This window comes from Nakamurella sp. UYEF19 (genome assembly GCF_040546275.1).
Lineage (GTDB): Bacteria > Actinomycetota > Actinomycetes > Mycobacteriales > Nakamurellaceae > Nakamurella.
The window spans coordinates 397435-420622 of the sequence record NZ_JBEPNO010000003.1; the positions used below are offsets into that span (position 1 = coordinate 397435).

Here is a 23188-nt window from a genome sequence, read left to right on the forward strand (position 1 = left end):
CCCTGCCGATGTCGGGAAGAATTCCCGACTGCCGCCGGTTTCCGGGCGTGACGACCTCGCCGCGAATCCTCTTGGCCCCTGACAAGTTCAAGGGCAGCATCTCCGCGGCCGGAGTCGCTGCCTCGCTCCGCTCCGGCCTGCTGGGCGTGCGTCCGGATCTCAGGGTGACCGCTCTGCCCATCGCCGACGGAGGCGACGGCACCGTGTCGGCCGCGGTGGCGGTCGGCTACCGCAGGGTGGAGGTGATCGTCGCCGGTCCGACGGGAGCGCCGGTAGCGACGTCCTTCGCGCTGCGGGGTGATCAGGCGGTCGTGGAACTCGCCGACGCCTGTGGGCTGACGCGCCTGCCCGGCGGGATCCCGGCTCCGATGACAGCCGGGACGAGAGGACTCGGCGAGGTGCTGCGGGCGGCCCTCCGCGCCGGCGCCAGAAGCGTGGTGATGGGTGTCGGCGGCAGTGCCGGCACCGACGGGGGCGCTGGGATGTTGGTCGCTCTGGGAGCGCAGATCCTGGACTGCGACGGCCGTCCGATCGACGACGGCGGTCGCGGGTTGGCGTCCGCGCGCTCCCTCGACCTGACCGGTCTCGACCCGTCCATCGCCGGAATCCGCATCGTATTGGCCAGCGACGTCGACAACCCCCTGCTGGGGCCGTCCGGCGCCGCTGCCGTCTACGGTCCGCAGAAGGGGTCGGAGCCGCACCAGGTTGCGGCGCTCGACCAGGCCCTGGCCAGGTGGGCCGAGGTGGTGGCGCACACCGTGCCGGGAGATTTCGCCGGCACCGCCGGTGCCGGTGCCGCCGGCGGCGTCGGATTCGCTGCCATGGCCGTGCTCGGCGCGACTCCGCGGCCCGGTATCGACCTGGTACTGGAAATGGTCGATTTCGCCGCACACCTGCGCCTGGCCGATCTGGTCGTCACCGGTGAGGGAAGTCTGGATACCCAAACCCTGCAGGGCAAGGGCCCGGCCGGCGTCGCCGCTGCCGCAGAGGCGGCCGGCGTCCCGGTGATCGCCGTCGCCGGACGGGTGGCCCTGAGCCAACGGCAGCTGACCAGGGCCGGGTTCACAGCAGCCTATGCACTCGCCGATCTCGAACCGGATGTGAACGAATCGATGGCCCACCCTGGGCCGCTCCTGGAACGCATCGGCGCCGAGATCGCCCGCAACGTGTAGGGGGCAGATCACCCTGGTCTTCGGTCACCGGCGTCGGTGAACAGCGTCCTCGCGACGGGTGAACATCACCCTGGTCGCCGGCGATAGTTACGCCCGGTAACGATGAAAGGCGTAGACGAACGAATTGTTCGCGCCATGTATCAAGGCTTTGGCGTCCTCCCTCCCTGTGGGCACGACCTGCCCGAATTGGCCGGTGCAGACACCGGTCCAGGCCGCCCGTCCCGACTCCGGCCGGAACGCAACACGATGGAGGTTCGCATGAAGAAGTGGACACGTCTGACGGTGGTGATCGCTGTAGTCGCCACAGCACTGACCGTCGGCCTGACCGGGGCATCGGCATCCGGAACGCCGAACGGCGGACCGACTCCGCCGGACAGCGGGACCCGTGTGGCCCACGCTGCTCCGGCCGAGACCCCACCCGTCCAACCGCATTCGCCGCGGCCACCGGCGCGGGCGGAGACCGTGTACGTCGCCATCACACCGTGCCGGATCATCGACACACGGCTCGGCGGCGGCAAATTCACCAACGGCACCACCCGCACCTATTACGTCGGGGGGACTTTCGGCTTCGCACCACAGGGCGGGACCAGCGGCGGTTGCGGAATCCCGATCGGCGCAACGGCGATAGCCGCGTCCATCGGGTCGACCAACAGCGAGCGAAACGGCTACCTCGTCGCCTGGCCGCAGAACCTCTCCAAGCCGCTGGCGTCGAATCTCAACTACACCAAGGGCCAGAGCATCGCCTCGGGTGGGAACATCAGCATCCAGAAGAACTCCGCGCTGGCGCTCCGGATCTACAACTTCGGTGGGCCGACCGACGTCTTCATGGACGTGACGGGTTACTACACCCAGCAGATGCAGGGCATGATCGGGTCCGATGGCAGTGTGTACTCCGGTAGCGACGGCATCGTCTCCGCGACCGTCATCAACCCAGGCGTCTACAGGGTTACCTTCGACAACGACGTCTCCTACTGCACGCCGATGGTCAACACCTACTCCGGCAAGGGTGTCTACGGATCCGCCTACGCCTTCGCCGGGACGTCGGTCTACGTGTACACGTGGTACATCAGCGGGACCACCCACCTCGAAGTCAACAACAGCTACTACTTCTACATCACCGTGACCTGCTAGCCGGGCCCTCGAACGAGTACTCGCGGCGTCATCGGACCCGATGACGCCGCGAGCGCGCGTCGACGACCTGGCTGGCGGCGGGTCAGGCCGTGCGGCCGGTCAGGCCTTCGGGGCAAAGAGCTCGAGGGCGATGTTGTCGGGGTCGCGGAACTCGAGGATGTAGCCAGCGCCGATGTCCTTCACGCCGCCGTGCTGGACGCCACGGGTGTCGAGCATGGCGGCGGCATCGGTCAGTGCCTCGTGGGACGGCACGGCAAAAGAGACGTGGTCCAGCCCGGTGCGGTCCTCGACGAATTCGTCGGCTCCCACCGGACGGAGGCCCAGGAGCGAATCACCCAACTTGTAGATGACGCCGCCGAACAGGAACCACAGCTGGGCCTTCGTCTCCTCATCGGCGTCGGCCGGTAGTTCGAAAGCGACGGGGAGGCCGAAGACGTCGTCGTAGAAGGCCCTTGACTTCTCGATGTCGGTGACGGTCAGGCGGACGTGGGCGTAGGCATTCGTGGGAATTGGCATGTCCGGACAGTGCCCTCCCCCGGGTTGTTTCCAAACGCCCCCGTGACTGTTGCCGAAGCATTCACCGGTCCAGCACGCCCATTTGCCACCGCAGGTGCGACCTTTACCGCAGGTGCGAGGCCATCACGCCGAGAGCCCGGAGGCTGGCCTCCATCACGATGCCGTAGACGACATGGGAACCCGCCTCCCAGCCCACCGCGGCTGGTGGCATCCGCCACGGCGGCGGTTGGACCCCCATCGCCGGCACCGTGGACGCGTGCGTCGAGGCATACAGGGCCAGTCCGGCCGGCACCCCCAGAGCGAGCCCGACCCGCGGCGCACGTGCTCGGAGCAGCGCATACCCCACGGCGAACGACAGACCCAGGCCCCAGTGCACGCCCGCAGCGGCTCGATCGCGGGTGTCGTCGGCCGGCTTCTTCCCGGTCACCTTGCGGACCACGCGATCGACGATCACCGTCGGCGGCATGCGGTCCGGGTGATCGGCGGGATCCGCGCCGGGCACGAGTTTGTCGTCCTCGGTGGGCGGCCAGATCTTCTCGGCCCGTGGTTGCAGCACCGACTCCGCGGTGCCCTTCGCCGTGGTGGCGGCATAGCCGGCGAGCAGACCCGTGGCTGCCACCGCGAGCAGCGCGGGTTTCCTGTTCACGATGTTGCCTCCAGCTGACGGGGTCAACCTGCGCCGCCACCGGCCCAGACGGTGAACCTGTTGCCGATGAGGGGACGCACCAAACCGGATGGCTCAAAAGTGCACCATCGTTGGCCAGATGACGACCCCGAGCGCCCTGGATGCCGACGGTCGACCAGGGTCAGCCGCGCGGTACCCGGTGGCCGGTGGCGTTGGGGCCGCCACGCGTGACAGGCCGCAGCAGAATTCCGGACGACTCGTCCACCGCACTGACGACCATGCCATTCCCGACGTAGATGGCTACGTGACTGACCGGCGAGTAGTAGGTGACCAGGTCACCGGGCTGGAGCTGGTCGAGCGGTACCTCGGGGAAGTTCGCCTGCTCGTAGCTGACCCGTGGGATCGAGATCCCGGCCTGGGCCCAGGCCCAGGTGGTGAGGCCGGAACAGTCGAAGGAGCTGGGGCCGTCGCACGCGTAGCAGTATCCGCCGCCGACCTTGGTCAGGGCCGCCTGCGCCGCGATCCGCCCGAGATCGTCACCGCCGCCGGTCGACGGCGCAGTGGAGGTCGACGCTGTCGAGGATGCCGACGAGGACGACGATCCGGCCGCGGACGACGAACTGCTGGAGGAATCGCTGGGGGCCGCTGCCACGGACGCAGTGGAGGTGGTCGGGTCCGGGGCCGAGGTAGACGAGGTAGATGTGGTGGACGTGCTTGATGTGGTGGGCACCAGTGCCGCGGCGACCGCTGCACGTTGCTGGGCGGCCGCGGAGGCTTCCGCCGCCGCCTGCAGCTCGGCCTGACGCTGGACCTCGCGCGCGGCAGCCTCGGACTCTGCCTTCGCCTTGGCCGCGGCAGCTGCGGCGGCCTGGCGCTCCTGCTCGGACAGCTTGCCGTAGAGGGCTTTGTACTTGACCACCGCTCCGTCGAGGGCGGTCTTCTGGGCGGCGGCCGATGCGGTGGCACTGACGGCAGCGGCATCGGCAGCGTCGGCAGCGGTCTTGGCCTGCGTGGCAGAGGCCTGCGCCGACTGAGCATCCCCCCGGGCTGCGGCCGCGGCGGTCTTGGCGGCCAAGGCGTCGTTCATGGTGTGCCGGGAATCCTCGGCGACCCTCGCCACCATGGTGGCCTGATCCAGGAAGTCACTGGCCGACTGAGAAGTGAGCATGGTGGCCAGCGGGCTGAGCCGCGCACCGCGGAAGCTGGCCGAGGCGAAGGCGTCGAGCCTGGTCTGGTAACCGGCGACGGCCTTGTCGGTGGCGGTGACCCGCTCGGTGGCCTTGACCACACCGAACTTTGCCGTGGCGAGTGCTTCCGTGGCCGCGGCTGCGACAGCCGCGGCACGCGTCTGATCCACCCGGGCACCGTTCAACTTCTCGGCGGCGATCTCCGCCTGGTGGGAGCTGTCTTCCCAAGCCTGCTTGGCGTCCTTGGAGGTGGAAGGATCCCCCGTCGGAGCTGCCCACGAGGGCGTCGCCCCCATCACACCCAGCACCAGCATCAGGACGATGCCGACGATCAACCCGGTGAAACCCCGGGTCGTCCGGGCAAGCGGGAGCAGATGTGGCGTCGCCAAGACAGGCGCCCTTCCTCTTCGCCGCCTACCGGGTTAGCTGACGGATTCGGACCGGGAAGTAGCCCTACCCCGCCCGAGGTACTCGCATGCGAGTACCTCGGGCGGGGATTCACCCCAAAGACAAACCTGGTTCCCCGGTTCGATGCGAAGGCATCGATTCGGCGGTCGTCCTCCGGTGCGCCCGGCGGGCGCTTGCGACGGAGGATCGTAGCTAGAGATTACGGTTTCGCATCGGTTGCGTCTAGTTCTGGTCAACGACTTCCCCCGGCTGCTTCGGCAACGCTGGTCCGGACGGGGCGGGTGTGTGCAGAAGCAGGCACCCGCATCGTCCAAGTCGTCGACCGAGAGTCGTTGCGATGGCTCTGATCACCGGATTCAGCAATCCGGTCGCACCCTTGCGGGACGGTGCGCCTGACACCCTCTTCGCCGTGAACCGAGGGCCCATTGGTGCCAGATGTCACGGGTGGGACTCACGAGCTTGCAGTTACCACTGGTGCCAGTTAGTACTAAGTGACATAGTGCTACTGGGCGTGTCGTCTTGACAGCTGACGGTGAATACCTCTGCCAGCCCGGACGACTACCAGTACGGCACGGGCGCGGCGAAGGGGAGATCAAGTGGATTCCAGAGGTAGAAGGCGCGTGTCGCTGGTCGGCGGCGTCGCTGCGGTGCTCGTGGCAGCCCTGCTGGTACTCAGCGCCGGCCCGGCCGGGGCGGTACCTGCTCCCCCGCTCAATCCGTCCGACCAGGACATCTCCGACTCGCAGTCCGCCGCCTCGAATACCGCCGACCAGGCCGGGCGGCTGGCCGCTCTTGTCACCACCACCGAGGGCGACATGACGCGGTTGCGCAACGACCTCGAGCTCAAAGGCGAGATGGTCAAGAAAGCATTGATCGATGTCCAGGTGGCCCGCGCCGATGCCGATGCCGCGGAGGCCGATGCAGTCGAATCGGCCCGCATCGCCGATCAGGCCGGTACCGCGATCGTCGATGCGAAGGCCAGGGCCGCTGCCTTCGCTGCCGCATCGTTCCGGCAGGGGTCCGTCCTCGGCTCCGTGACGGCCCTGATGGACTCGGCAAGCGTGCAGGATCTGCTCTCCCGCGATCAGATGCTCCACTACATCTCCGGACGGCAGCTCGCCGTCATCGAGCATCTCCAGGTCAGCCGCAACGAGAAGGTCAACCTCGACTCGGACGCGCGCGCCGCGCAGGACCAGGCAGTGGCCGCACGCGAGCGCGCCCAGCAGATCGAGGTCGACGCCGAGAACGCCCAGCAATCCGCCTCCGCCGCCTTCACCGCCGGCCAGACGCAGCTGGTGTCGATGCAGGCCCAGCTCGACCAACGCAACGCCCAGTACGGTCAGGCTCTGGCGAAGGTCGCCGAGCTGCAGGGCCAGCGCCAGCAGTACGACGACTGGCTGGCCGCCAAGAAGGCCGAGGAGGAGCGACTCCGGAAGGAGGCCGAGGCCAGAGCAGAGGCCGCCGCCGCCGCCGCAGCACAGGCGGCAGCCGAGCGCGCAGCCGTCGCACAGGCGGCCGCGGCACAGGCCGCCGAGGATCATGCTGCCCAGCTCGCCGCCCAGGCGAAGGCCCAGGCGGACCGGATCGCTGCCGCCAAGGCACAGGCTGCCAAGGCGGCGGCAGCCAGAGCCGCCGCAGACCGGACGGCGGCCACCCAACGCGCCGCCGCCCGGGCCGCAGCCGAGAACGCCGCCGCCGATCGGGTCGCAGCGCAGAAGGCGGCCGACCAGCGTGCCGCTGACGCCAGGGCCGCCGGTACCAGAGCCGCGGCACAGCGAGCAGCGGCAGCGAAAGCGGCGGCCGACCAGGCCGCGACGCGCAGGGCCGCCGCCGACCGGGCCGCGTCGCTCAAAGCGGCCAAGGAGGCCCAGGACCGGCTCGCCCGCCAGAAGGCCGAGGCGAAGAAGTACTACGCGTCCTGCGCCGACGCCGAGAAGGCGGGCGTGATCCCGCTCCGCCGTGGGACACCCGGGTACCGGATCGGCCTTGACCGCAACGGCAACGGCATCGCCTGCGAAGTCCTGCCCGATTCCGCCGCTCTGTACGGCGGCAGCACACCGGCTCCCGTGGTGAAGCCGGTGGCCAAGCCGGCCCCGGTCGTGAAGCCAGTCACCGTCTACTACGCCAGCTGCGCCGAGGCCGAGCTGGCCGGTGTGATCCCGATCAGGAAGGGCTCGCCGGGCTACCGAATAGGCCTGGACACCAACAGGAACGGTATCGCCTGCGAGATTCTGAACAAACCCGTCGGGAACACCGGATCGACGGGTTCCACCGGTGGCAGCGGGGTGCCGGCGTCCCGTGACAACCCGGGTGGGTCGAGCCCGGGCGCCTGGTCGGCGGACAAGGGCCAGCGCGCCGTCCAGGCCGCCATCCGCTGGGTCGGCACCCCGTATTCCTGGGGCGGCGGCAACTCGAGCGGACCGACCACCGGTATCTGCGGACCGAACGGTGCCGAGAATGACTGCAACATCGTCGGTTTCGACTGCTCCGGTCTGACGTCCTACGGGTGGGCCCAGGTCGGTGTCGACATCCCCAGCTACTCCGTCTACCAGTACACGTTGGGACAGCACGTATCCCAGTCGGACCTGATGCCGGGCGACCTACTCTTCTACGCGAACGACACCTCCGACCCCAGCACCATCCATCACGTCACCATGTACATGGGTAACGGGCAGATGGTGGAGGCTCCCTACTCCGGTGCGTACGTGCAGATCGTCAGCGCCAAGTTCTCCGGCGGTTACATCGGAGCCACCCGGCCCGGCACCTGAGCCGAACGATGTTCCTCTGGACCCCGACGAAGGTCTGGACGAACAAATCACCGGCAGCCGGGTGCCGGATCCGTTTGGCGACGGACGCGTAGTCGCGGACGGCCCGGTCGTCCCACCACCGTGCGACATCCTGGTCGGCCAGCCGCAATTCGTCGATCAGATCCAGCAGGTGCCGGTCGTTCGGCCGTCGGCCGGCTTCCATCCGCAGTGAAGCCACTGCTGCCTGGGCGAAGACGGACCAGTTGACGATGCGTGCGCGGGCCATCGGATCCAGGAACAGGAAGCGCATGAAGGACGTACCCGGTGCCAGCGGCCGTCCGGGCGCTGCGGCACCTCGCGGACCGGCGCAGGCCGACGCGACGTCGGCGCCGCCAGGTCGAGCAGGTGGGCGTGCTCGACCTCGTCCAGCCCCTCGGCGGACGGATCGACATCCTGGTCAACAATGCCGGGGTCTATCCGGTCACCCTGACCGAGGATCTGCCGGATGCCGATCTGGATGCCATGCTCGCCATCAACATCCGAGCTCCCCACGTCCTGGTCGGCGAGATTGCTCCGGTGATGGCCGGGTGCGGTCGCGGCGCGATCGTCGACATCGGTTCTTGGATGGCGCAGGTGGGCAACCCGTCGGCGCGATGTACACGGCCACGAAGGCCGCCGACGAGCAACTGACCCGCAGCTGGGCGGCCGAGTACGGCCCCCGCGGAGTACGCGTGAACACTGTCGCTCCCGGCGCCACCCTGACGCCCGGCAATGCCGAATCCCGTGCGGTCCTGGACCAGATGACGACCACCACCCCGGCTGGAAAGGTCGTTCGGCCGTACGACATCGCCGCCGGCGTCGTCTATCTCGTCAGCGATGCGGCCGAGATGATCCGGCATCACGCTCTACATCGACGGTGGTATCTCGTCGACACGCTGGGCTGAGGTTTCCCGGCCGTTCCCGAGGCGCACCGATCATCGGGCGGTCCCACCATCGCAACTCCCACCGTTCCATCGACTCTGGTAGACCAGCACCATGACCGCAGAGCATCTCGAGATCAAACGAAAGTACGAAGTCGAGCCGGCCACGGGCTTGCCGCTGCTCACCGATCTGCCGAAGGTTGCCCGGGTCGAGCTTGCTCTGCAGTCGAACCTGGAAGCCGTGTACAGCGATACCGACGACCTCGCCCTGGCCGGTGCCGGCATCACCATCCGTCGGTGGACGGGAGGATCGGATGCCGGTTGGCACTTGAAACTTCCCCACGGTGGGGACGACCGTTCCGAGATTGCCGAACCGCTGAGCGAGGACGACGGGACAGTACCCGAGGCGCTGGTGAACAAGGTGCGCGCGTGGGCGCGGCGCCGGGAGCTGCGGCCAATGGCGACGTTGTCGACCAGTCGGATCGTCCATCGGCTGATCAGCGAGAGCGGGAAGGTACTGGCCGAGATCAGTGACGATGTGGTGACGGCACAGGCCACTCCCCAGCAAGGTGAAGTGGTCCTGACCACCTGGCGCGAGTGGGAGATCGAACTGGTCGGGGGAACCCGGAAGTTGTTGGCGGCCGCCGACGAGCTCTTCGCCCGCTCCGGTGCGGCGCCGTCGGCCTGGCCGTCCAAACTCCACCACGCTCTCGGACTCCAACCCGGCTCCGCCGTCAATGGATCGGCACGACTGCACGACAAGAGTCCAGCCGGCGACGTCGTCGCAACCTACCTGGCGACCCAGATCGCCATGATTCTGGCGAACGACAGCAGCGTGCGTCATGCGCAACCCGACAGCGTGCACCAGATGAGGGTGGCCACTCGGCGGCTGCGCAGTGCCCTGTCCACGTTTCGCCCGTTGTTCGATCGGGACGTCACCGACCCGATTCGCGAAGAGCTGAAGTGGCTGGCAGCAGCACTCGGCCGGGCCCGTGACTCCGAGGTGCAGCGGAACCATCTGCTGACCGCAGTGGTCGCCGAACCCGATGACCTCGTACTGGGCCCGGTAGGGAGACGAATACGGGTCGAGTTGCAGTCAGCGTTCCGAACCACTCATGACGAACTGTCGGCTGCCCTGGACTCGGACCGCTACTTCGAGCTTCTCGGAAAGCTGGACCTGTTGGCTGCCGGGCCGCCCTTCACCGCAGCAGCGTCCCACAAGGCTCGTACCCTGCTGAGGCAACGGGTCCGCCACGCCTGCCACATCCTCTATGCGCTGGTGTCACTCGGTGAACCGGAAGTCGGGGAGAACCGGGACGTGTGGCTCCATGAGATCCGAAAGGCCGCGAAACGGGTTCGGTATGCGGCCGAAGCAGCCCGACCCGCTTTGGGAAAGCCGGCCGGCGCCCTGGCCGCGGCAGCCGAGGAGTTGCAGGAGGTCCTCGGCGAGCACCAGGACAGCGTGGTGCTGCGCGTCACGCTGCGCGCCATCGGGGTGGAGATGTTCGCCGACGGCGACAACCCCTTCACCGTCGGGCGTCTCCATGCCCTGCAGCAGTCAAGGGGAGCAGCAGCCGACGCAGCATTTGTCGTGCTGTGGTCCACTCGGATTGCCGAACAGCTCCGAGAATGGCGTGATCGCTGAGCCCGCTCGAGGAGTTCGAGTGGCTGTTCACGGTGGCTGCGGAGCTGTCACACGCCGCACCGACCCCGAACATCCGGTGAACAGAACATGGCCAGCTGTGCAAAAGCCGGGAAGAGTCAAGAGGGGGTAAACACTCTGCAGTCGAACAGGTCTCGGTCGATCGGCGGCCGGCATGCCGTCGCGGGTCCGGGTGACGCTGGGTTCACCCGACGTTAATCTGCTGTTACCCGCGATGTGGTGGTACTACTCGAATATTAGTAATAGACCTGGATCCGAGCTCGACGTGGGTCGACTCGGAAAGGCACACATGTTCATTCGCAACCGATATCGATTCGGTGCCGCGGTAGCGGCAACCGGGCTGATCCTCACGTCCCTCGCGGTCGGGCAGGCATCGGCTGCCCACCCCGGCACCGTGGAGAAGGCGGCAGTCACCGGCATCGCCAGAACAGTCGACAACTCGGCAATCGATGGACGTGCGGGCCGGGGACAGGACGCAGCTCCCGCCCGGACCACACACGTCCTGTTGTTGTCGGTCGACGGGCTCCACCAGTCGGACCTGGTCTGGTACATCAGGAACCATCCACGCTCGGCCCTCGCCGCCCTGGTCGCCGGGGGCACCGAATACACGCATGCCAAGACGACCTTTCCGTCGGACTCGTTCCCCGGCATGGTCGCTCAGCTGACCGGTGGCGGACCCGGCACCACCGGCGTCTTCTACGACGACACGTTCAATCACCAGTTGCTGGCTCCCGGGACGATCGACTGCAGCACAGCCCATCCGGGTACCGAGGTCTCCTGGACCGAGGCTGCCGACCGCTCGCAGAATCCCATCACTCTTGATGCGGGCCAGGGGCTGACCGCCGCTGCTCTGAAGGCCCTTCCGACCAACACCCTCGCCCGGACCGTGGCCACCGCGCCGGCCATCACCGCAGCCATCCTGAAGATGACCCCCACCCCGCAGACGCTGCTCGACCCTGCCGCGCTGCCGGTGGACCCGGCAACGTGCCTGCCCGTCTACCCATCCCAGTACCTGCGGGTCAACACCGTGTTCGAAGTCGCCCGCAGCCACGGCCTCCGGACCGCCTGGTCGGACAAGCACGCGGCCTACGAAATCCTCGACGGACCGTCCGGTACGGGGATCCAGGACCTGTTCACCCCCGAGATCAACAGCGTGGCCGACGCTGTCGGCGACGACTGGACCACCGACAACGCGCTGACCCAGGTGTACGACGGCACGAAGGTGGCCGCGGTGGTCAACGAGATCAACGGCTTCGATCACTCCGGGACGCACCGGGTGGGGACCCCGGCGATCTTCGGCATGAACTTCCAGACCGTGTCCACTGCCGAGAAACTGCCCCTGTCGGACGGTCTCGCCGGCGGATACCGGACGGACGGAACCCCTGGTCCACTGCTGCGGCGCGCACTGGACTTCGTCGACGCCCAGGTCGGCATCTTTCGCGCGGCGATCCGACACCAGGGGATGGCTGGGAACACGACGATCATCCTGTCCGCCAAGCACGGACAGGCGCCGATCGACGGATCAGCCCTCCGACGGGTCGACGACGGCAAGATCATCGACGGACTCAACGCCGCCTGGGCGGCGCACCACCCCGGAGCTGCTGCGCTGGTGACCTTCTCGGTCGACGACGACGGCATGCTGCTGTGGCTGTCCGAACGGTCGGCTGCAGCCCTGAGCTTCGCCAGGAATTTCCTGCTGGATCACACCGTGCCGGCGAACCGCATCACCGACCCGAAGGGGACGTATTCGACCACGGTCCGAGCCTCCGGCCTGACGAGGGTCTACACCGGCGCCGCCGCCGACACGCTCGTCCGCGCCAAGGCCGGCGACCCGCACGCTCCTGACCTGATCGGGATCGCCCAGCCCGGCGTCGTCTACACCGGTGGGGTCAAGAAGATCGCGGAACACGGCGGCAATTCCGCTGCCGACCGCGACGTCGCACTCGTGGTGTCCGGGTCTGCTGTCACCCACCACGCGGTCAACAGCACAGCGGTCCAGACCACCTCCATCGCGCCGACCATCCTGGCGCTGCTGGGGCTGAATCCGCGAGCCCTGCAGGCGGTTCGCATCGAACACACCAGGGTTCTCCCCGGCCTGTAGCACCGTTGTCGGACTCCCGGCAGGGCCCGTCGGCAGTCGCCGGCGGGCCCTGCCGCTCTGGGTCGGTCATGAGTGGTGCAGGTGCGCCCGTTCCCCGTCGCGGTTGAAGATCGACAGGATCTCCAGGTCTCCGGAATCCGGGACGGCGACAATCCGGTGCGGCACCATGGTGGAGAACTCCGCGGCCTCGCCGGCCTCGACGACGAGCACCCGGTCGCCGAGCTCGAGTCGGGCCCGGCCGGTCAGCACGGTGAACCACTCCCACCCCGGGTGGACCTGGCTCTCGGACGCCAGCGCCCCTCCGGCACTCACGCGCGTCTTGACCACGGCTACTCCTGCGGCCGCCCGGTCGCGCGAGAGCAGCCAGGTGGTCACGTTCGCACGGTGCGCGGGCTGAGGCCGGATGATGACGTCCTCGTCCTCCTCGGAACTGACGAGTTCGTCCAGGGTGGTCTCCAGGGCGCGGGCGATCGGCACCAGTTGGTCCAGAGCGATCCGCCGGTCCCCGGTTTCGATCCGGCTCAGCGTGGACGGACTCAGGAAGCAGGCCCCGGCAAGGACGTCGAGCGACCATCCACGGGCCAGTCGGAGGGCGCGGATGCGCTGCCGGATGAGCCCGTCGATGTCTTGCTTCATACGCAAGATGCTATGCCTATCGCGCATAGTGTGTCTACCGTAGAAGCATGGAACACCATCCCCCGCACAGCCACCATCACGACCACCAGGCACGGCAGTCGCCGGATCGCGACCGCCAATCCCACCCGGGGTCAGATGGACACCAGCGCTTCCTCGACCTCGACGCCGAGGTGTTCGGCGACCAGCTCGCGGCCGTTCTCGACCGAACCGGAGTGGCTGACGCACGCGAGGTCTTCGACCTGGGCGCCGGCACCGGTGTCGGGAGTCGGCTGCTGCACCGGCGGTTCCCCGACGCAGCGGTGACGTGCGTCGACAACGACCTGCACATGCTGGAACTGTTGCGCCGGCAGGGTTTTGCTGTTGTCGAGGCTGACCTCGATGACGGTTTTCCGATGGACACCCGATCCTCGGGCACGGAGGATTCGGTGGCCGCGGGAATGGTCGACCTGGTGTGGGCGTCGTCCTCGCTGCACCACGTCGCCCACCCGGCCCGACTGCTGTCGGGCGTCCGCAGGGCGCTGGCGCCAGGTGGGGTCCTGGTCGTCGTCGAGCTCGCCGACCTGCCCAGCTTCCTCGGTGATCCGATTCCGGGCGACTCGAGTTTCGCCGACCCGAGTCCTGGCAATCCGAGTCCTGGCGATCCGCTCCGTGCGCTGGAGCAGCGCTGCCACGCAGCGGCGGCGACCGAAGGCTGGAACCATCATCCCGACTGGACGCCGATCATCGAGGCCGCGGGGTTCGCCGTCACCAGATCCGAGGTGACGACCGTCGCGCCGGTGACCCCTTCTGCGAAGGAGTACGCCCAGGGGTGGTTCGAGCGGTTCTCGCACCTGACGACCCTGACGCGGGACGACCGCGACGCCGTCGGTGACTTGCTGGAGCGGTTCTCCGACGTCGAGTTGCACCCACGTGCGACCCGGACGGTCTGGGTGGCCACCCGTGACCACCCGGCGACCAGTCCAGCGCCAGCCACATCGGCCGAACACGCACGGATCACGACTCGAATCGGTAGCCGAGCCCCCGCACGGTGAGCAGATGACGAGGTTCGCCAGGATCGGGCTCCAGCCTGCGCCGCAACCGATTGATGATCGCGTCCGCACGCTTCGGATCACCGTCGAAGTCATCACCCCAGATCCGTTCGATCAACTGGCCCCTGCTCACCACATGTCCGCGGTTGCGCATCAACAACTCCAACACGGTGAATTCCTTGAGCCGCAGGGTGATAGCGACGCCGTCGACGCTCACCCGATGGCGGTCCACATCGATCCGTACCGTCCCGACCGTCAGCACCGAGTCCGGCCTGTCCTCGTCCTGCAGGTCGTACCGACGCAGCACCGCTCCGATCCTGGCGATGAGTTCACGGCTCGAGAACGGCTTGACGACATAGTCATCGGCTCCCAGTTCCAGCGCTGAGACCTTGTCCGATTCACTGTCGCGAGCAGTGACGATGATGATCGGCACGGCACCGAGCGACCGCAGCCGCCGACACACGTCGAACCCATTGCCACGAGGAAGTTCGAGATCGAGCAGCACCAGATCTGCCCCGGCGCCGGTGATCGATGCCTCCGCTCCTTGGCCTGAATCAGCCAGGGCCACCTGGAATCCGGCCTGCTCGAGCAGGTAGCTGAGCGGCTCGGTGACCGACAGTTCGGCGTCGACGATCAATACCCTGTTCAGCACGTTCCGCCCGCCGCAGCATCGGTGTGGACCAGGCAGAGACGTATCGGGGCGGGCATCGACAACCTCCAGGGAGCCCGCGGTCGCGGACAGATCCTCGAAGCTACCTGTCGTTCATGAACAGAACGCCCAACGTTGGTTCGCCGTTCATCTCCTGCACCTCGAGGCAGGGGGCTCTGTGGGCCCGTCCCGATCCTCACCGTTCGACCACTTGCGACGCAGTGTTCACCACGGCGACACTTCCCGTACGCAGGGGTTTACTGCGACTTTAATCTGGCTCGTCTGTGCTCTAGCTGAGATGTCGACCCCCGGCACCACAGCAGACGAGCAGGAGTGAATTTGATGTTCGGATCGAGAATGTCCCGCCGAGCGGGTGTGGTTCTGATGGTCACCGCCGTGACGATCGGAGCGGCGGGTATCGCCACTGCGGCCGTCGTCACCAGCAAGCACCGCGACAACACACAGGCCGCACGTGAAGCCATCAAGGGCGGCAAGGCCCGGAGCGTCATCCTCCTCATCGGTGACGGGATGGGCGACTCCGAGATCACCATCGCCCGCAACTACGCCAAGGGCGCAGCCGGCCGGCTGTCGATGGACACCCTGCCGCTGACCGGGGCGTACACGACCTACTCGGTCCAGAAGGACAACCCGTCCCTGCCGGACTACGTCACCGACTCGGCCGCGTCCGGCACCGGCTGGGCGACCGGCCACAAGTCCTACAACGGCGCCATTTCCGTTCTTCCGTCGGGAAAGGCGGTTCCGACGGTGCTGGAACTGGCCCGCATGGCCGGCTACGCCACCGGCGACGTGACCACCGCCGAACTGCAGGACGCAACACCCGCGGTGCTCGGCGCGCACGTCGTCAACCGCGATTGCAAGGGACCGGCGGCCACGCTGACGCTGTGCCCGGCGAACGCGAAGCAGAACGGGGGCAAGGGTTCCATCGCCGAGCAGCTCGTCCAGACCCGACCGGACATCCTCCTCGGCGGCGGCAAGAAGTACTTCGACGAGACCATCGCAGCCGGGCCGTTCACCGGGAAGACTGTGCTGCAGCAGGCTTCTGCCGCTGGATACCAGGTGGTCACCGACGCCAATGCGCTGGCTGACGCCAACCTCGCCAAGCCGATCCTTGGCACCTTCGCTGCCGGCAACATGGACCTGGAATACGTCGGGCCGACCCCGACGCTGACCGGAACCGTCCCGTCGACCTGCCAGATCAACGCCGCGCGGGCCAACACGCAACCCCACCTGTCGGTGATGGCCCAGACCGCCATCACCGCACTGGACAAGAAGTCCAACGGAAAGTCCAAGGGCTTCTTCCTGCAGATCGAGGGTGCCTCGATCGACAAGCAGGACCACGCCGCCAACCCTTGTGGACAGATCGGTGAGACCGTCGAATTCGACAAGGCCGTACAGACCGCATTGCGCTACCAGCAGCGCCACCCCGACACGTTGGTGATCGTCACCGCCGACCACGGCCACACCAGCCAGATCGTCGAAGCCGGCTCGGTCACCCCCGGCCTCACCGCCACTCTGGTGACCAAGGACGGCGCGAACATGACCATCAGCTACGGCACCGCACCGGCCGGTTCGTCCCAGGAGCACACCGGCACCCAGGTCCGGATCGCTGCGGGCGGCCCGCAGGCGGCCAACGTCCTCGGTGTCACCGACCAGACCGAATTGTTCTACACGATGACCAGGGCGCTGGGCGTCTTCACCGGGTGACGTCGTTCGCGCCCGCGATCGGGCGCGAGTCATCGAGGTAATACCACGAGGGCGGTACCGCGGAACTTCCCGCGGTACCGCCCTTCCCGTTCCCCACCGCACTTCCCTTTCACCGCCGCCCTTCTCGTTCTCCACCGCACCTGACCTCCGGCTTCAGCGGGTCAGGAGATGAAACCCTGGGCCTTGAGCCATGCGTCGGCCACGTCCTGCGGGTCGCTCCCGTCGTTGTCGACCTCCGCGTTGAGCTTGGTCATCGTCGCGTTGTCGAGCTTGGCCGCGATCGGATCCATCACGGTGGCGATGCCCGGGTACTTGGCCAGCAGGCCTGCCTTCAGGGTCAGCGCGGCGTTGTAGTTCGGGAAGAAGTGCTTGTCGTCCTCCAGGACGGTCAGCTTGAGCGCCGAGATCCGGCCGTCGGTCGCGAAGACCTCGCCGAAGTTGCAGCTGCTGCCCTTGGCGGTCTCGTTGTAGATGACGCCGGTATCCAGCGTCTTCACGTTCGAGGCCGGGACCGTCATTCCGTAGGCCTTGGTCATACCCGGGAAACCGTCGTCACGGGTGGCGAATTCGCTCTCCAGGCAGAAGGTTGCATCAGCCGGGCTGCTCTTGGTCAGTGCCGCCAGCTCCGACAGGGTCTTGACGCTGCCGGCCGGACCACTGACCCCGGAACGGATCGCCATGGCGTAGGTGTCGTTCATCGGGGTCGGGGCGAGCCAGGCGATGCCGTTCTTCGCATCGGCGGTCTTGACTGCGGTGTACTGGGCGGTCGGGTCCGAGATCGGCTTGGTGTTCTTCAGGTAGGTGATCCAGCCGGTACCCGTGTATTCCCAGTACATGTCGACGTCGCCACTGGTCAACGCCGTCCGCGTGGTGACGGAACCCTTGAGGTTGGTCTTGTCGGTGACATTGGCGCCGTGGAACTTCAGGACCGATCCGGTGATCTTGCCCAGCAGGATGCTCTCGGTGAAGTCCTTGCTGGACACCACGAAGGTGGCCCCGTCGAACTTCACCGAAGCGGGATCTCGGCCGGCCGAGGGGACGACGGCGCCCGAAGGTGCGGGCCCGTCGGAGGAGGATCCAGACGGTGCGGCAGGGGCGGTGCTGGAGGCCGACCCGGATGACGGGCTACCGGCCGACGGCGCGGCCGCCGGACTGCCGGACGAAGCGGGGGCCGAGGCGGTCGAGGAACTCCCGCAGGCGGCGAGGAGGAACAGGCCTGCGCTTGCCAGCGCAACAGGGCCGAGAAATCTCTTCTTCATTGGTCCTCCAGAAACGGTGTGCTGACGCCTGAGGCGGAATTACCCCGGCGTTCGATGTGTGGATCTGTGGCTGCACAGAATGGAGCAGCGGAATGGCAGGCTCTGTCGTCAGAGACCTTTGGGTCGAAGCACATCCTCGGCGATACGGGCCAGCCAATCGACGGCCAGGGCCATGCAGACGGCGAGCACCGCCCCGGTGACCTCCACCGGGAGCCGGTTCAATTTGAGACCGGCGACGATGATGTCGCCGAGCCCGCCCGCACTGACGAAAGTGGCGAGGGTGGCGACGCCGACGGTCAGCACCAGCGTCGTGCGCACACCGGCCAACATGGTCGGCACCGCCAGCGGCAACTCGACGCGGAACAGGATGCGGGCAGGGGTGAAACCCATGCCTTTCGCTGCTTCGATCAGGCCCTTGTCGATCTGCTGCAGACCGACGATGGTGTTGCGAAGTACCGGAAGGACGCCGTAGGCAACGAAAGCGATGATCGCCGGGGTCAGTCCGATGTCGAGCCACATCGTCAGCAGCACCAGCAGGGCGATCGCCGGAAAAGCCTGTCCGAGATTGGCGATACCGAGGAACAATGGCGCGATCCACCTGGTGGACGGGCGGCTCAGGATCACGCCCAGTGGAATGGCGATCACGAGGATCAGCACGGTGGCGATCACGGTGATCTTCAGATGGCTGAGCACCGCGTCGGTGATGAATTGCGGGTTGAGGGTCCGCTGTTCGATCGAGTCGAGCGTCCGGCTGTGCACCCAGAGCCAGAGCACGACGAGAATCGCGATGATGCCGGCCGGCGGCCACAGCAGATGGATCAGCCCTCGACGGTGTGACGGAGACGGTTCCATCACCTGCGCCGGCGGATGATCATCCAGCGGCGGCGGGCCAGGCTTGTCCAGTGAGATCGTCACGACGCCACCACCGGTTGTCTGGCGACACCGGTTCGCACCGCGCCCTGATATCCGGTGTTGTGCTCCAGAGCGGCCATCTGACTGACGATCGCCCGTTGGATCGCCGGATAGTCCAACCCGCCCAGCACCTTTCCGGTGGCATCGACCACCGGGACCACCGTTGCCCCCCCGAGCAACCGATCCAGCGTGTCACGAAGCGTCGTGGTTGCGTCCACCGTCACCGCCCCCGGCACGAGACGGGTGCCGGGCGCCGCCAGGGAGGTGTCGGCGACCGAGCCGGCCGTGATCAGACCGAGGAGGCGAACGTGCACCGACGCACCCACGAACGCGCTGACGTGTTCGTCCGCCGGTCTCCCGACCAGACCGAGCGGGGTGTCGTACTGGACGATCCTGGACCTGTCGCCCAGCACCGCGATCCGGTCACCGAGCAGCAGGGCCTCCTCGAAATCATGCGTCACGAAGATGACGGTCTTGCCGAGATCCTGCTGCAGCTTGCGGAACTCGCGCTGCATGTTCAGGCGGGTGATCGGGTCGGTGGCACCGAACGGTTCGTCCATCAGCAACACCGGCGGGTCCGCGGCCAAGGCCCGGGCGACCCCGACACGCTGCTGCTGCCCACCGGAGAGCTGGCGCGGATAGCGCCGGGCGAACTGCCCCGGCTCCAGGCCGACGATCGCCATCATCTCCCTGACCCGCTCGGCGATCTTCCCCTTGGGCCAGCCCAACATCTTCGGCACCTCGCCGATGTTCTCCTCGATCGTCAGGTGCGGAAAGAGACCGATCGACTGGATGACATAACCGATCTGGCGGCGCAGGTCGACCGGATTGCCTGTGGTGACGTCCCTGCCGCCCAGCCGGATCACCCCACTCGTCGGCTCGACCAACCGGTTGATCATCTTCATCGTGGTGGTCTTGCCGCAACCGCTCGGGCCGACGAAGACCACGAGATCGCCCGCTGGGATGTTCATGCTCACCTTCTCCACGGCCGGGATCGACAGGCCGGGGTAGATCTTGGTGAGGTTCTCCAGTTCGATGCCGAGCGCGGTGGGCTGGTCGGAATGCGACAGGGACTTTGTTGAGTCAGACACGAAGGCCTCCCGAGACGGTGACGCGGCGGAGTACGAGGAACAGGCCGTCGAACACCAGGGCCAGGATGGCGATACCGAAACCACCGACCAGCACCTGGTTCTCCGAATTGGCGGAGCCGAGACGGGACAAACCGGTGAACACCAGGTTGCCCAGTCCGGGCCCGTTGATGTAGGACGCGATCGCCGAGATGCCGAACGTCATCATCGTCGAGACCCTCAGTCCGGCAAGGATGACCGGCCAGGCCAGCGGCAGCTGCACCCGGAACAGCCTGCGGGTGCGCGTCATCCCGATCCCGGTGGCGGACTCGAGCATGCCGGCGTCGACGCCCCGCAGTCCGGTGATGGTGTTCCGGATGATGGGGAGCTGGGCGTAGAGGATTAGGGCGATCACGGTCGGGAGCCAACCGAGTCCGAACGGCGGGATGAACAGCACCAGTAGAGCCAGCGATGGAATGGTCAGGATGACGCTGGCGGTCGACTGGGCCGCACCGGCGAGCTTCGGTCTGTCCCAGACCAGCACCCCGACGGAAATTCCGATCAGCGCGGACAGCACCATGCACAATGCGATCAACTCGATCTGCTGCCACACCAGAGGTTCGATGCGGACCCACTGCTTGTCGAGGTAAGTCCAGATCGAGGGTCCCATCTGCAGGATTTCCCTTCCGTGGGCGGCTGATTGGCTGGCTGGTCGGGATCAGTGCGCCGAACTTCGGAAAGGTCCCGGCCACGTCACTCTCCCCCGCCGGCCAACTGCTCGTCATCCGACACCAGGTCGTAAAACATCGCACCGATTTGATGGGGGGTGTCGGATGCTTTCGTCCCCGGCGTTTGGCACCGTCGGGCAGGTGACCGCATCTCCACTTGCCGACAGCGGCATTCCGTCGTCCGTCTTCACCGATGCAGTCCGGGGCGGGATGGATCCCGCTGCCCACAACGGCTCCATCCCGGTGCCCATCTACCAGACGGCGACCTTCGAGCGGTCGGTGGTGCTGGACGGCACCTGGGACTACTCGCGGATCGCCAACCCGACGCGCTCCGCCCTGGAAGAGGCGCTCTCGTTGCTGGAGCACGGGAGCGACGCCGTGGCGACGGCCTCCGGGATGGCAGCCACCCTGCTGTCGGTGCTGGGCACCTGCCACTCCGGGGCGCACGTGGTGATCCCGGACAACATCTACGGCGGCACCTGGGATCTCTTCAGCGAGGTGCTGCCCTCGTGGGGGATCGATCACACCGCTGTCGACATGCGGGATCACGCAGCGGTAGCCGCCGCACTCACCCCGCGCACCCGGCTGGTCTGGGTCGAGACACCGTCCAATCCGATGATGAAGGTCACCGACATCGCCGCGATCGGATCGATCGCGCACGCCGGCGGCGCGCTGCTGGGCGTCGACTCCACGTTCGGGACACCGGCCCTGCAGCGGCCTCTCGTGCTCGGCGCCGACCTGCTGATCCACTCGACCACCAAGTACCTCGGCGGACATTCGGACGTGACCGGTGGGGTGGTGGTGACCAGGGGCCCGGAACTGGCGGCCCGAATCAGGCGCCTGGCCGGGCAGATCGGAGTCGTTGCCGGCCCCTTCGACGCCTGGTTGGTGCTCCGCGGTATCCGGACCCTGCCGGTGCGGATGTCACGAATCTGCGCCAGTGCTGCCGCGGTCGCCGAGTTCCTGGCCGGGCATCCCAGGGTGCGCACCGTGCACTACCCAGGTCTGCCCGGGCATCCCGACCACCTGATCGCAGCCCGTCAGATGAACGGCTTCGGTGGGGTGGTGTCGGTGGAGGTGGACGGCACGCTCGACGACGCGGCAGCGGTGTGCGCCCGCACCAAGATCTTCACCCTGGCCGTGTCCCTCGGCGGTATCGAATCGCTGATCCAGCACCCGGCGCAGATGACGCACTGCACCACCGGCGGAACCGCGGTGTCGGTCCCGGCGTCCCTGCTCCGACTCTCGATCGGGCTGGAGAGCGTCGAGGACCTGATCAACGATCTGGACCAGGCCCTGCACGCCTGACCGCCCTGACGTTGCCATCCGGAAACATCATCGACCCGGATCCGACCGGCTCTTTTGACGGACGGCAGCCATACTGTCGTCCATGGACTTGACCGCTCCGCATCCACGTCGACGGTCCGGTCTGCATGCGTAACCGGGTGCAGCAGGTCGTCGACGCACTGGGCGAGCGTCTGCGCCGCGGGGTGATCGTCGACGACCACATGCTCAACATGCTGGCCGCGAGTGAACATTTCGGTGATGCCGATCCGGCCCGGATGTGGTCCCTGCTCCATCGGCGCACCCGCCCGGAGGACATCGACTACGCCCGCCTGCGGACGTCCGTCGATCCCATCCGGATCGAGCCGAACGCCGAACTCGGCCTGCTGGCAAGGGTGTGCGTGCCGATCCGCCACGACGGCACGCTGTTGGGTTTCCTGTGGCTGATCGACGGCGAGGACTCTCTCGGCACCGACCAGCTGGAGGATGCGAAAGGGGCAGCGGCGGAGATCGCCGTCTCGCTCCGGCAGGAACTGATGATCCAGGACAGGGACAGTGCGTTCGGTGCGTCCCTCCTGGAGCAGGTCCTCTCGGAGAACCAGCAGAGCGCCGCCCAGGCCGCGACCGACCTGCTGCAGCACGGATTCCTCGACGAGGACGGACATGTCGGGGTGCTGGTGATCGACGCGGCGGAGACGTCGGGCCGCAATCCGGCCGCGCTGAGCGAGGCCGTCCACCGGGCTGCGCGCAGCGCCCGTCCCGGAGGATGGCTGATTTCCACCACGGCGCGGCGGGCCACGGTGCTGGTCGCACGGCCGCGACCGGTCGAGGACGAAATGCTGGCCGGCGCGGAGCGGATCAGCGCCAACCTCGGTGCCGCCCCGGGCGGCTGGTGGATCGCTGTCGGCGGTGGTAGCCAGGGGCTGGGCGGCGCCGCAGCGAGCCGACGCCAGGCGATGGTCGCACTCTCGGTGGCCCGCCGGTTGCAACCCGCACCGACCGCGCCGACCACCACCGAGTGGAACCGACTCGGCGCCTACACGCTGATCGGCCAGCTACCCACCTCCGTGCTCTCGGACGATTCGCTTCCGCTGGGCCTGTTCACCCTGCTCCGCTCCGGCAAGTCCATCCAGTTGGTGGAGACGGTGGAGAAGTTCCTCGACTGCGTCGGTGACAAGCAGCGCACCGCAAAGGAACTCAACATCCACCGGACGACGCTCTACTACCGGCTGGACCGGATCGAGGCGATCACCGGTCTGTCCTTGTCCGATGGCGCCGATCGCCTGCTGCTGCATGTGGCCGTCAAGCTGGCCAGACTGGCGGGCGACTGCGGTGTCGCATCGGAGGGTCCGCCATTCGTGCACCATGCTGGATGACCCGTAGCGGAACTTCTTCCTATGCTCGCCACACGTGCCGAACCAGTACGTCCA

Annotated in this window: 19 protein-coding genes, 1 pseudogene and 1 riboswitch; of the genes and pseudogenes, 10 read left to right on the plus strand and 10 right to left on the minus strand. The window is 67.3% G+C overall.

Translation table 11 applies throughout. The features are described 5' to 3' along the window. The first annotated feature begins 8 nt into the window (after positions 1 to 8). Entirely contained in the window at positions 9 to 1172 is a 1164-nt protein-coding gene (locus tag ABIB25_RS07980) for a glycerate kinase (RefSeq protein WP_502919764.1), read from the plus strand. 258 nt (positions 1173 to 1430) lie between these two features. Then, positions 1431 to 2303, plus strand: a complete 873-nt coding sequence (locus ABIB25_RS07985) for a hypothetical protein (protein WP_354527891.1) — start codon at positions 1431 to 1433, stop codon at positions 2301 to 2303. 99 nt (positions 2304 to 2402) lie between these two features. On the opposite strand, the gene ABIB25_RS07990 is transcribed toward ABIB25_RS07985, so the two are convergent. The 3 genes from ABIB25_RS07990 to ABIB25_RS08000 form a co-directional block, all read right to left on the minus strand. Next, on the minus strand, positions 2403 to 2819 hold the full coding sequence (locus ABIB25_RS07990; RefSeq protein ID WP_354527892.1) for a VOC family protein: 417 nt from the start codon (positions 2817 to 2819) through the stop codon (positions 2403 to 2405). 103 nt (positions 2820 to 2922) lie between these two features. Further along, the gene (locus ABIB25_RS07995; RefSeq protein WP_354527893.1) at positions 2923 to 3465 is read right to left on the minus strand and encodes a DUF1440 domain-containing protein; all 543 of its coding nucleotides are present in this window, start codon (positions 3463 to 3465) and stop codon (positions 2923 to 2925) included. A gap of 160 nt (positions 3466 to 3625) precedes the next feature. Continuing rightward, positions 3626 to 5020 (minus strand): C40 family peptidase, encoded by a 1395-nt coding sequence (locus ABIB25_RS08000; protein ID WP_354527894.1) that lies wholly within the window; start codon positions 5018 to 5020, stop codon positions 3626 to 3628. Positions 5021 to 5027: 7 nt separating this feature from the next. Next, positions 5028 to 5194, minus strand: a riboswitch (cyclic di-AMP (ydaO/yuaA leader). A 465-nt stretch (positions 5195 to 5659) separates the two neighbouring features. Here ABIB25_RS08000 and ABIB25_RS08005 point away from each other — a divergent pair. Beyond that, entirely contained in the window at positions 5660 to 7807 is a 2148-nt protein-coding gene (locus tag ABIB25_RS08005; protein ID WP_354527895.1) for an excalibur calcium-binding domain-containing protein, read from the plus strand. Here the strand turns inward: ABIB25_RS08005 and ABIB25_RS08010 are convergent. Further along, positions 7755 to 8096 carry an MmyB family transcriptional regulator gene (locus ABIB25_RS08010; protein WP_354527896.1) on the minus strand — a complete coding sequence of 114 codons (342 nt, stop codon included), beginning with the start codon at positions 8094 to 8096 and terminating at the stop codon, positions 7755 to 7757. The two genes, ABIB25_RS08005 and ABIB25_RS08010, sit on opposite strands and share 53 nt — an antisense overlap. Before the next feature lie 116 nt (positions 8097 to 8212). Here ABIB25_RS08010 and ABIB25_RS08015 point away from each other — a divergent pair. From ABIB25_RS08015 to ABIB25_RS08025, 3 genes and pseudogenes are all read left to right on the plus strand, one after another. After that, positions 8213 to 8722, plus strand: a pseudogene (locus ABIB25_RS08015) (SDR family NAD(P)-dependent oxidoreductase); the annotation flags it as partial. A 99-nt stretch (positions 8723 to 8821) separates the two neighbouring features. Continuing rightward, the gene (locus ABIB25_RS08020) at positions 8822 to 10351 is read left to right on the plus strand and encodes a CYTH and CHAD domain-containing protein (protein ID WP_354527897.1); all 1530 of its coding nucleotides are present in this window, start codon (positions 8822 to 8824) and stop codon (positions 10349 to 10351) included. Positions 10352 to 10658: 307 nt separating this feature from the next. After that, positions 10659 to 12470, plus strand: coding sequence for an alkaline phosphatase family protein (locus tag ABIB25_RS08025; protein ID WP_354527898.1), 1812 nt, complete (start codon positions 10659 to 10661; stop codon positions 12468 to 12470). 66 nt (positions 12471 to 12536) lie between these two features. Here the strand turns inward: ABIB25_RS08025 and ABIB25_RS08030 are convergent, their stop codons facing one another. Continuing rightward, positions 12537 to 13106 carry a helix-turn-helix domain-containing protein gene (locus ABIB25_RS08030; RefSeq protein ID WP_354527899.1) on the minus strand — a complete coding sequence of 190 codons (570 nt, stop codon included), beginning with the start codon at positions 13104 to 13106 and terminating at the stop codon, positions 12537 to 12539. A 47-nt stretch (positions 13107 to 13153) separates the two neighbouring features. Here ABIB25_RS08030 and ABIB25_RS08035 point away from each other — a divergent pair, with 47 nt between their 5' ends. Next, positions 13154 to 14137, plus strand: a complete 984-nt coding sequence (locus ABIB25_RS08035; protein WP_354527900.1) for a class I SAM-dependent methyltransferase — start codon at positions 13154 to 13156, stop codon at positions 14135 to 14137. Here ABIB25_RS08035 and ABIB25_RS08040 read toward each other — a convergent pair. After that, entirely contained in the window at positions 14100 to 14783 is a 684-nt protein-coding gene (locus ABIB25_RS08040; protein WP_354527988.1) for a response regulator transcription factor, read from the minus strand. The genes ABIB25_RS08035 and ABIB25_RS08040 overlap by 38 nt on opposite strands. Positions 14784 to 15125: 342 nt before the next feature. Between ABIB25_RS08040 and phoA the strand changes: the two genes are divergently transcribed. Further along, positions 15126 to 16508, plus strand: a complete 1383-nt coding sequence (gene phoA / locus ABIB25_RS08045; protein ID WP_354527901.1) for an alkaline phosphatase — start codon at positions 15126 to 15128, stop codon at positions 16506 to 16508. Positions 16509 to 16669: 161 nt separating this feature from the next. On the opposite strand, the gene ABIB25_RS08050 is transcribed toward phoA, so the two are convergent. From ABIB25_RS08050 to ABIB25_RS08065, 4 genes are all read right to left on the minus strand, one after another. Next, on the minus strand, positions 16670 to 17767 hold the full coding sequence (locus ABIB25_RS08050) for a glycine betaine ABC transporter substrate-binding protein (protein WP_354527902.1): 1098 nt from the start codon (positions 17765 to 17767) through the stop codon (positions 16670 to 16672). Positions 17768 to 17875: 108 nt separating this feature from the next. Further along, positions 17876 to 18619 (minus strand): ABC transporter permease, encoded by a 744-nt coding sequence (locus ABIB25_RS08055; protein WP_354527989.1) that lies wholly within the window; start codon positions 18617 to 18619, stop codon positions 17876 to 17878. A 59-nt stretch (positions 18620 to 18678) separates the two neighbouring features. Further along, positions 18679 to 19770, minus strand: a complete 1092-nt coding sequence (locus ABIB25_RS08060; protein ID WP_354527903.1) for an ABC transporter ATP-binding protein — start codon at positions 19768 to 19770, stop codon at positions 18679 to 18681. Continuing rightward, entirely contained in the window at positions 19763 to 20416 is a 654-nt protein-coding gene (locus tag ABIB25_RS08065) for an ABC transporter permease (protein ID WP_354527904.1), read from the minus strand. The genes ABIB25_RS08060 and ABIB25_RS08065 overlap by 8 nt, the downstream gene beginning before the upstream one ends. Positions 20417 to 20615: 199 nt before the next feature. Between ABIB25_RS08065 and ABIB25_RS08070 the strand changes: the two genes are divergently transcribed. After that, a complete protein-coding gene (locus tag ABIB25_RS08070) occupies positions 20616 to 21782 on the plus strand; it encodes a trans-sulfuration enzyme family protein (protein WP_354527906.1) in 1167 nt (388 codons plus the stop codon). 125 nt (positions 21783 to 21907) lie between these two features. Continuing rightward, a complete protein-coding gene (locus ABIB25_RS08075) occupies positions 21908 to 23134 on the plus strand; it encodes a PucR family transcriptional regulator (protein ID WP_354527907.1) in 1227 nt (408 codons plus the stop codon). Positions 23135 to 23188: the final 54 nt, after the last annotated feature.

Coding starts and splice junctions, on each gene's coding strand:
- ABIB25_RS08035 (WP_354527900.1), top strand. CDS start 13,154: ATGGAACACCATCCCCCGCACAGCCACCATCACGACCACCAGGCACGG.
- ABIB25_RS08020 (WP_354527897.1), top strand. CDS start 8,822: ATGACCGCAGAGCATCTCGAGATCAAACGAAAGTACGAAGTCGAGCCG.
- ABIB25_RS07980 (WP_502919764.1), top strand. CDS start 9: ATGTCGGGAAGAATTCCCGACTGCCGCCGGTTTCCGGGCGTGACGACC.
- ABIB25_RS07990 (WP_354527892.1), bottom strand. CDS start 2,819: ATGCCAATTCCCACGAATGCCTACGCCCACGTCCGCCTGACCGTCACC.
- ABIB25_RS08065 (WP_354527904.1), bottom strand. CDS start 20,416: ATGGGACCCTCGATCTGGACTTACCTCGACAAGCAGTGGGTCCGCATC.
- ABIB25_RS08025 (WP_354527898.1), top strand. CDS start 10,659: ATGTTCATTCGCAACCGATATCGATTCGGTGCCGCGGTAGCGGCAACC.
- phoA (WP_354527901.1), top strand. CDS start 15,126: ATGTTCGGATCGAGAATGTCCCGCCGAGCGGGTGTGGTTCTGATGGTC.
- ABIB25_RS07985 (WP_354527891.1), top strand. CDS start 1,431: ATGAAGAAGTGGACACGTCTGACGGTGGTGATCGCTGTAGTCGCCACA.
- ABIB25_RS08075 (WP_354527907.1), top strand. CDS start 21,908: ATGCGTAACCGGGTGCAGCAGGTCGTCGACGCACTGGGCGAGCGTCTG.
- ABIB25_RS08030 (WP_354527899.1), bottom strand. CDS start 13,106: ATGAAGCAAGACATCGACGGGCTCATCCGGCAGCGCATCCGCGCCCTC.
- ABIB25_RS08055 (WP_354527989.1), bottom strand. CDS start 18,619: ATGGAACCGTCTCCGTCACACCGTCGAGGGCTGATCCATCTGCTGTGG.
- ABIB25_RS08010 (WP_354527896.1), bottom strand. CDS start 8,096: ATGCGCTTCCTGTTCCTGGATCCGATGGCCCGCGCACGCATCGTCAAC.
- ABIB25_RS08050 (WP_354527902.1), bottom strand. CDS start 17,767: ATGAAGAAGAGATTTCTCGGCCCTGTTGCGCTGGCAAGCGCAGGCCTG.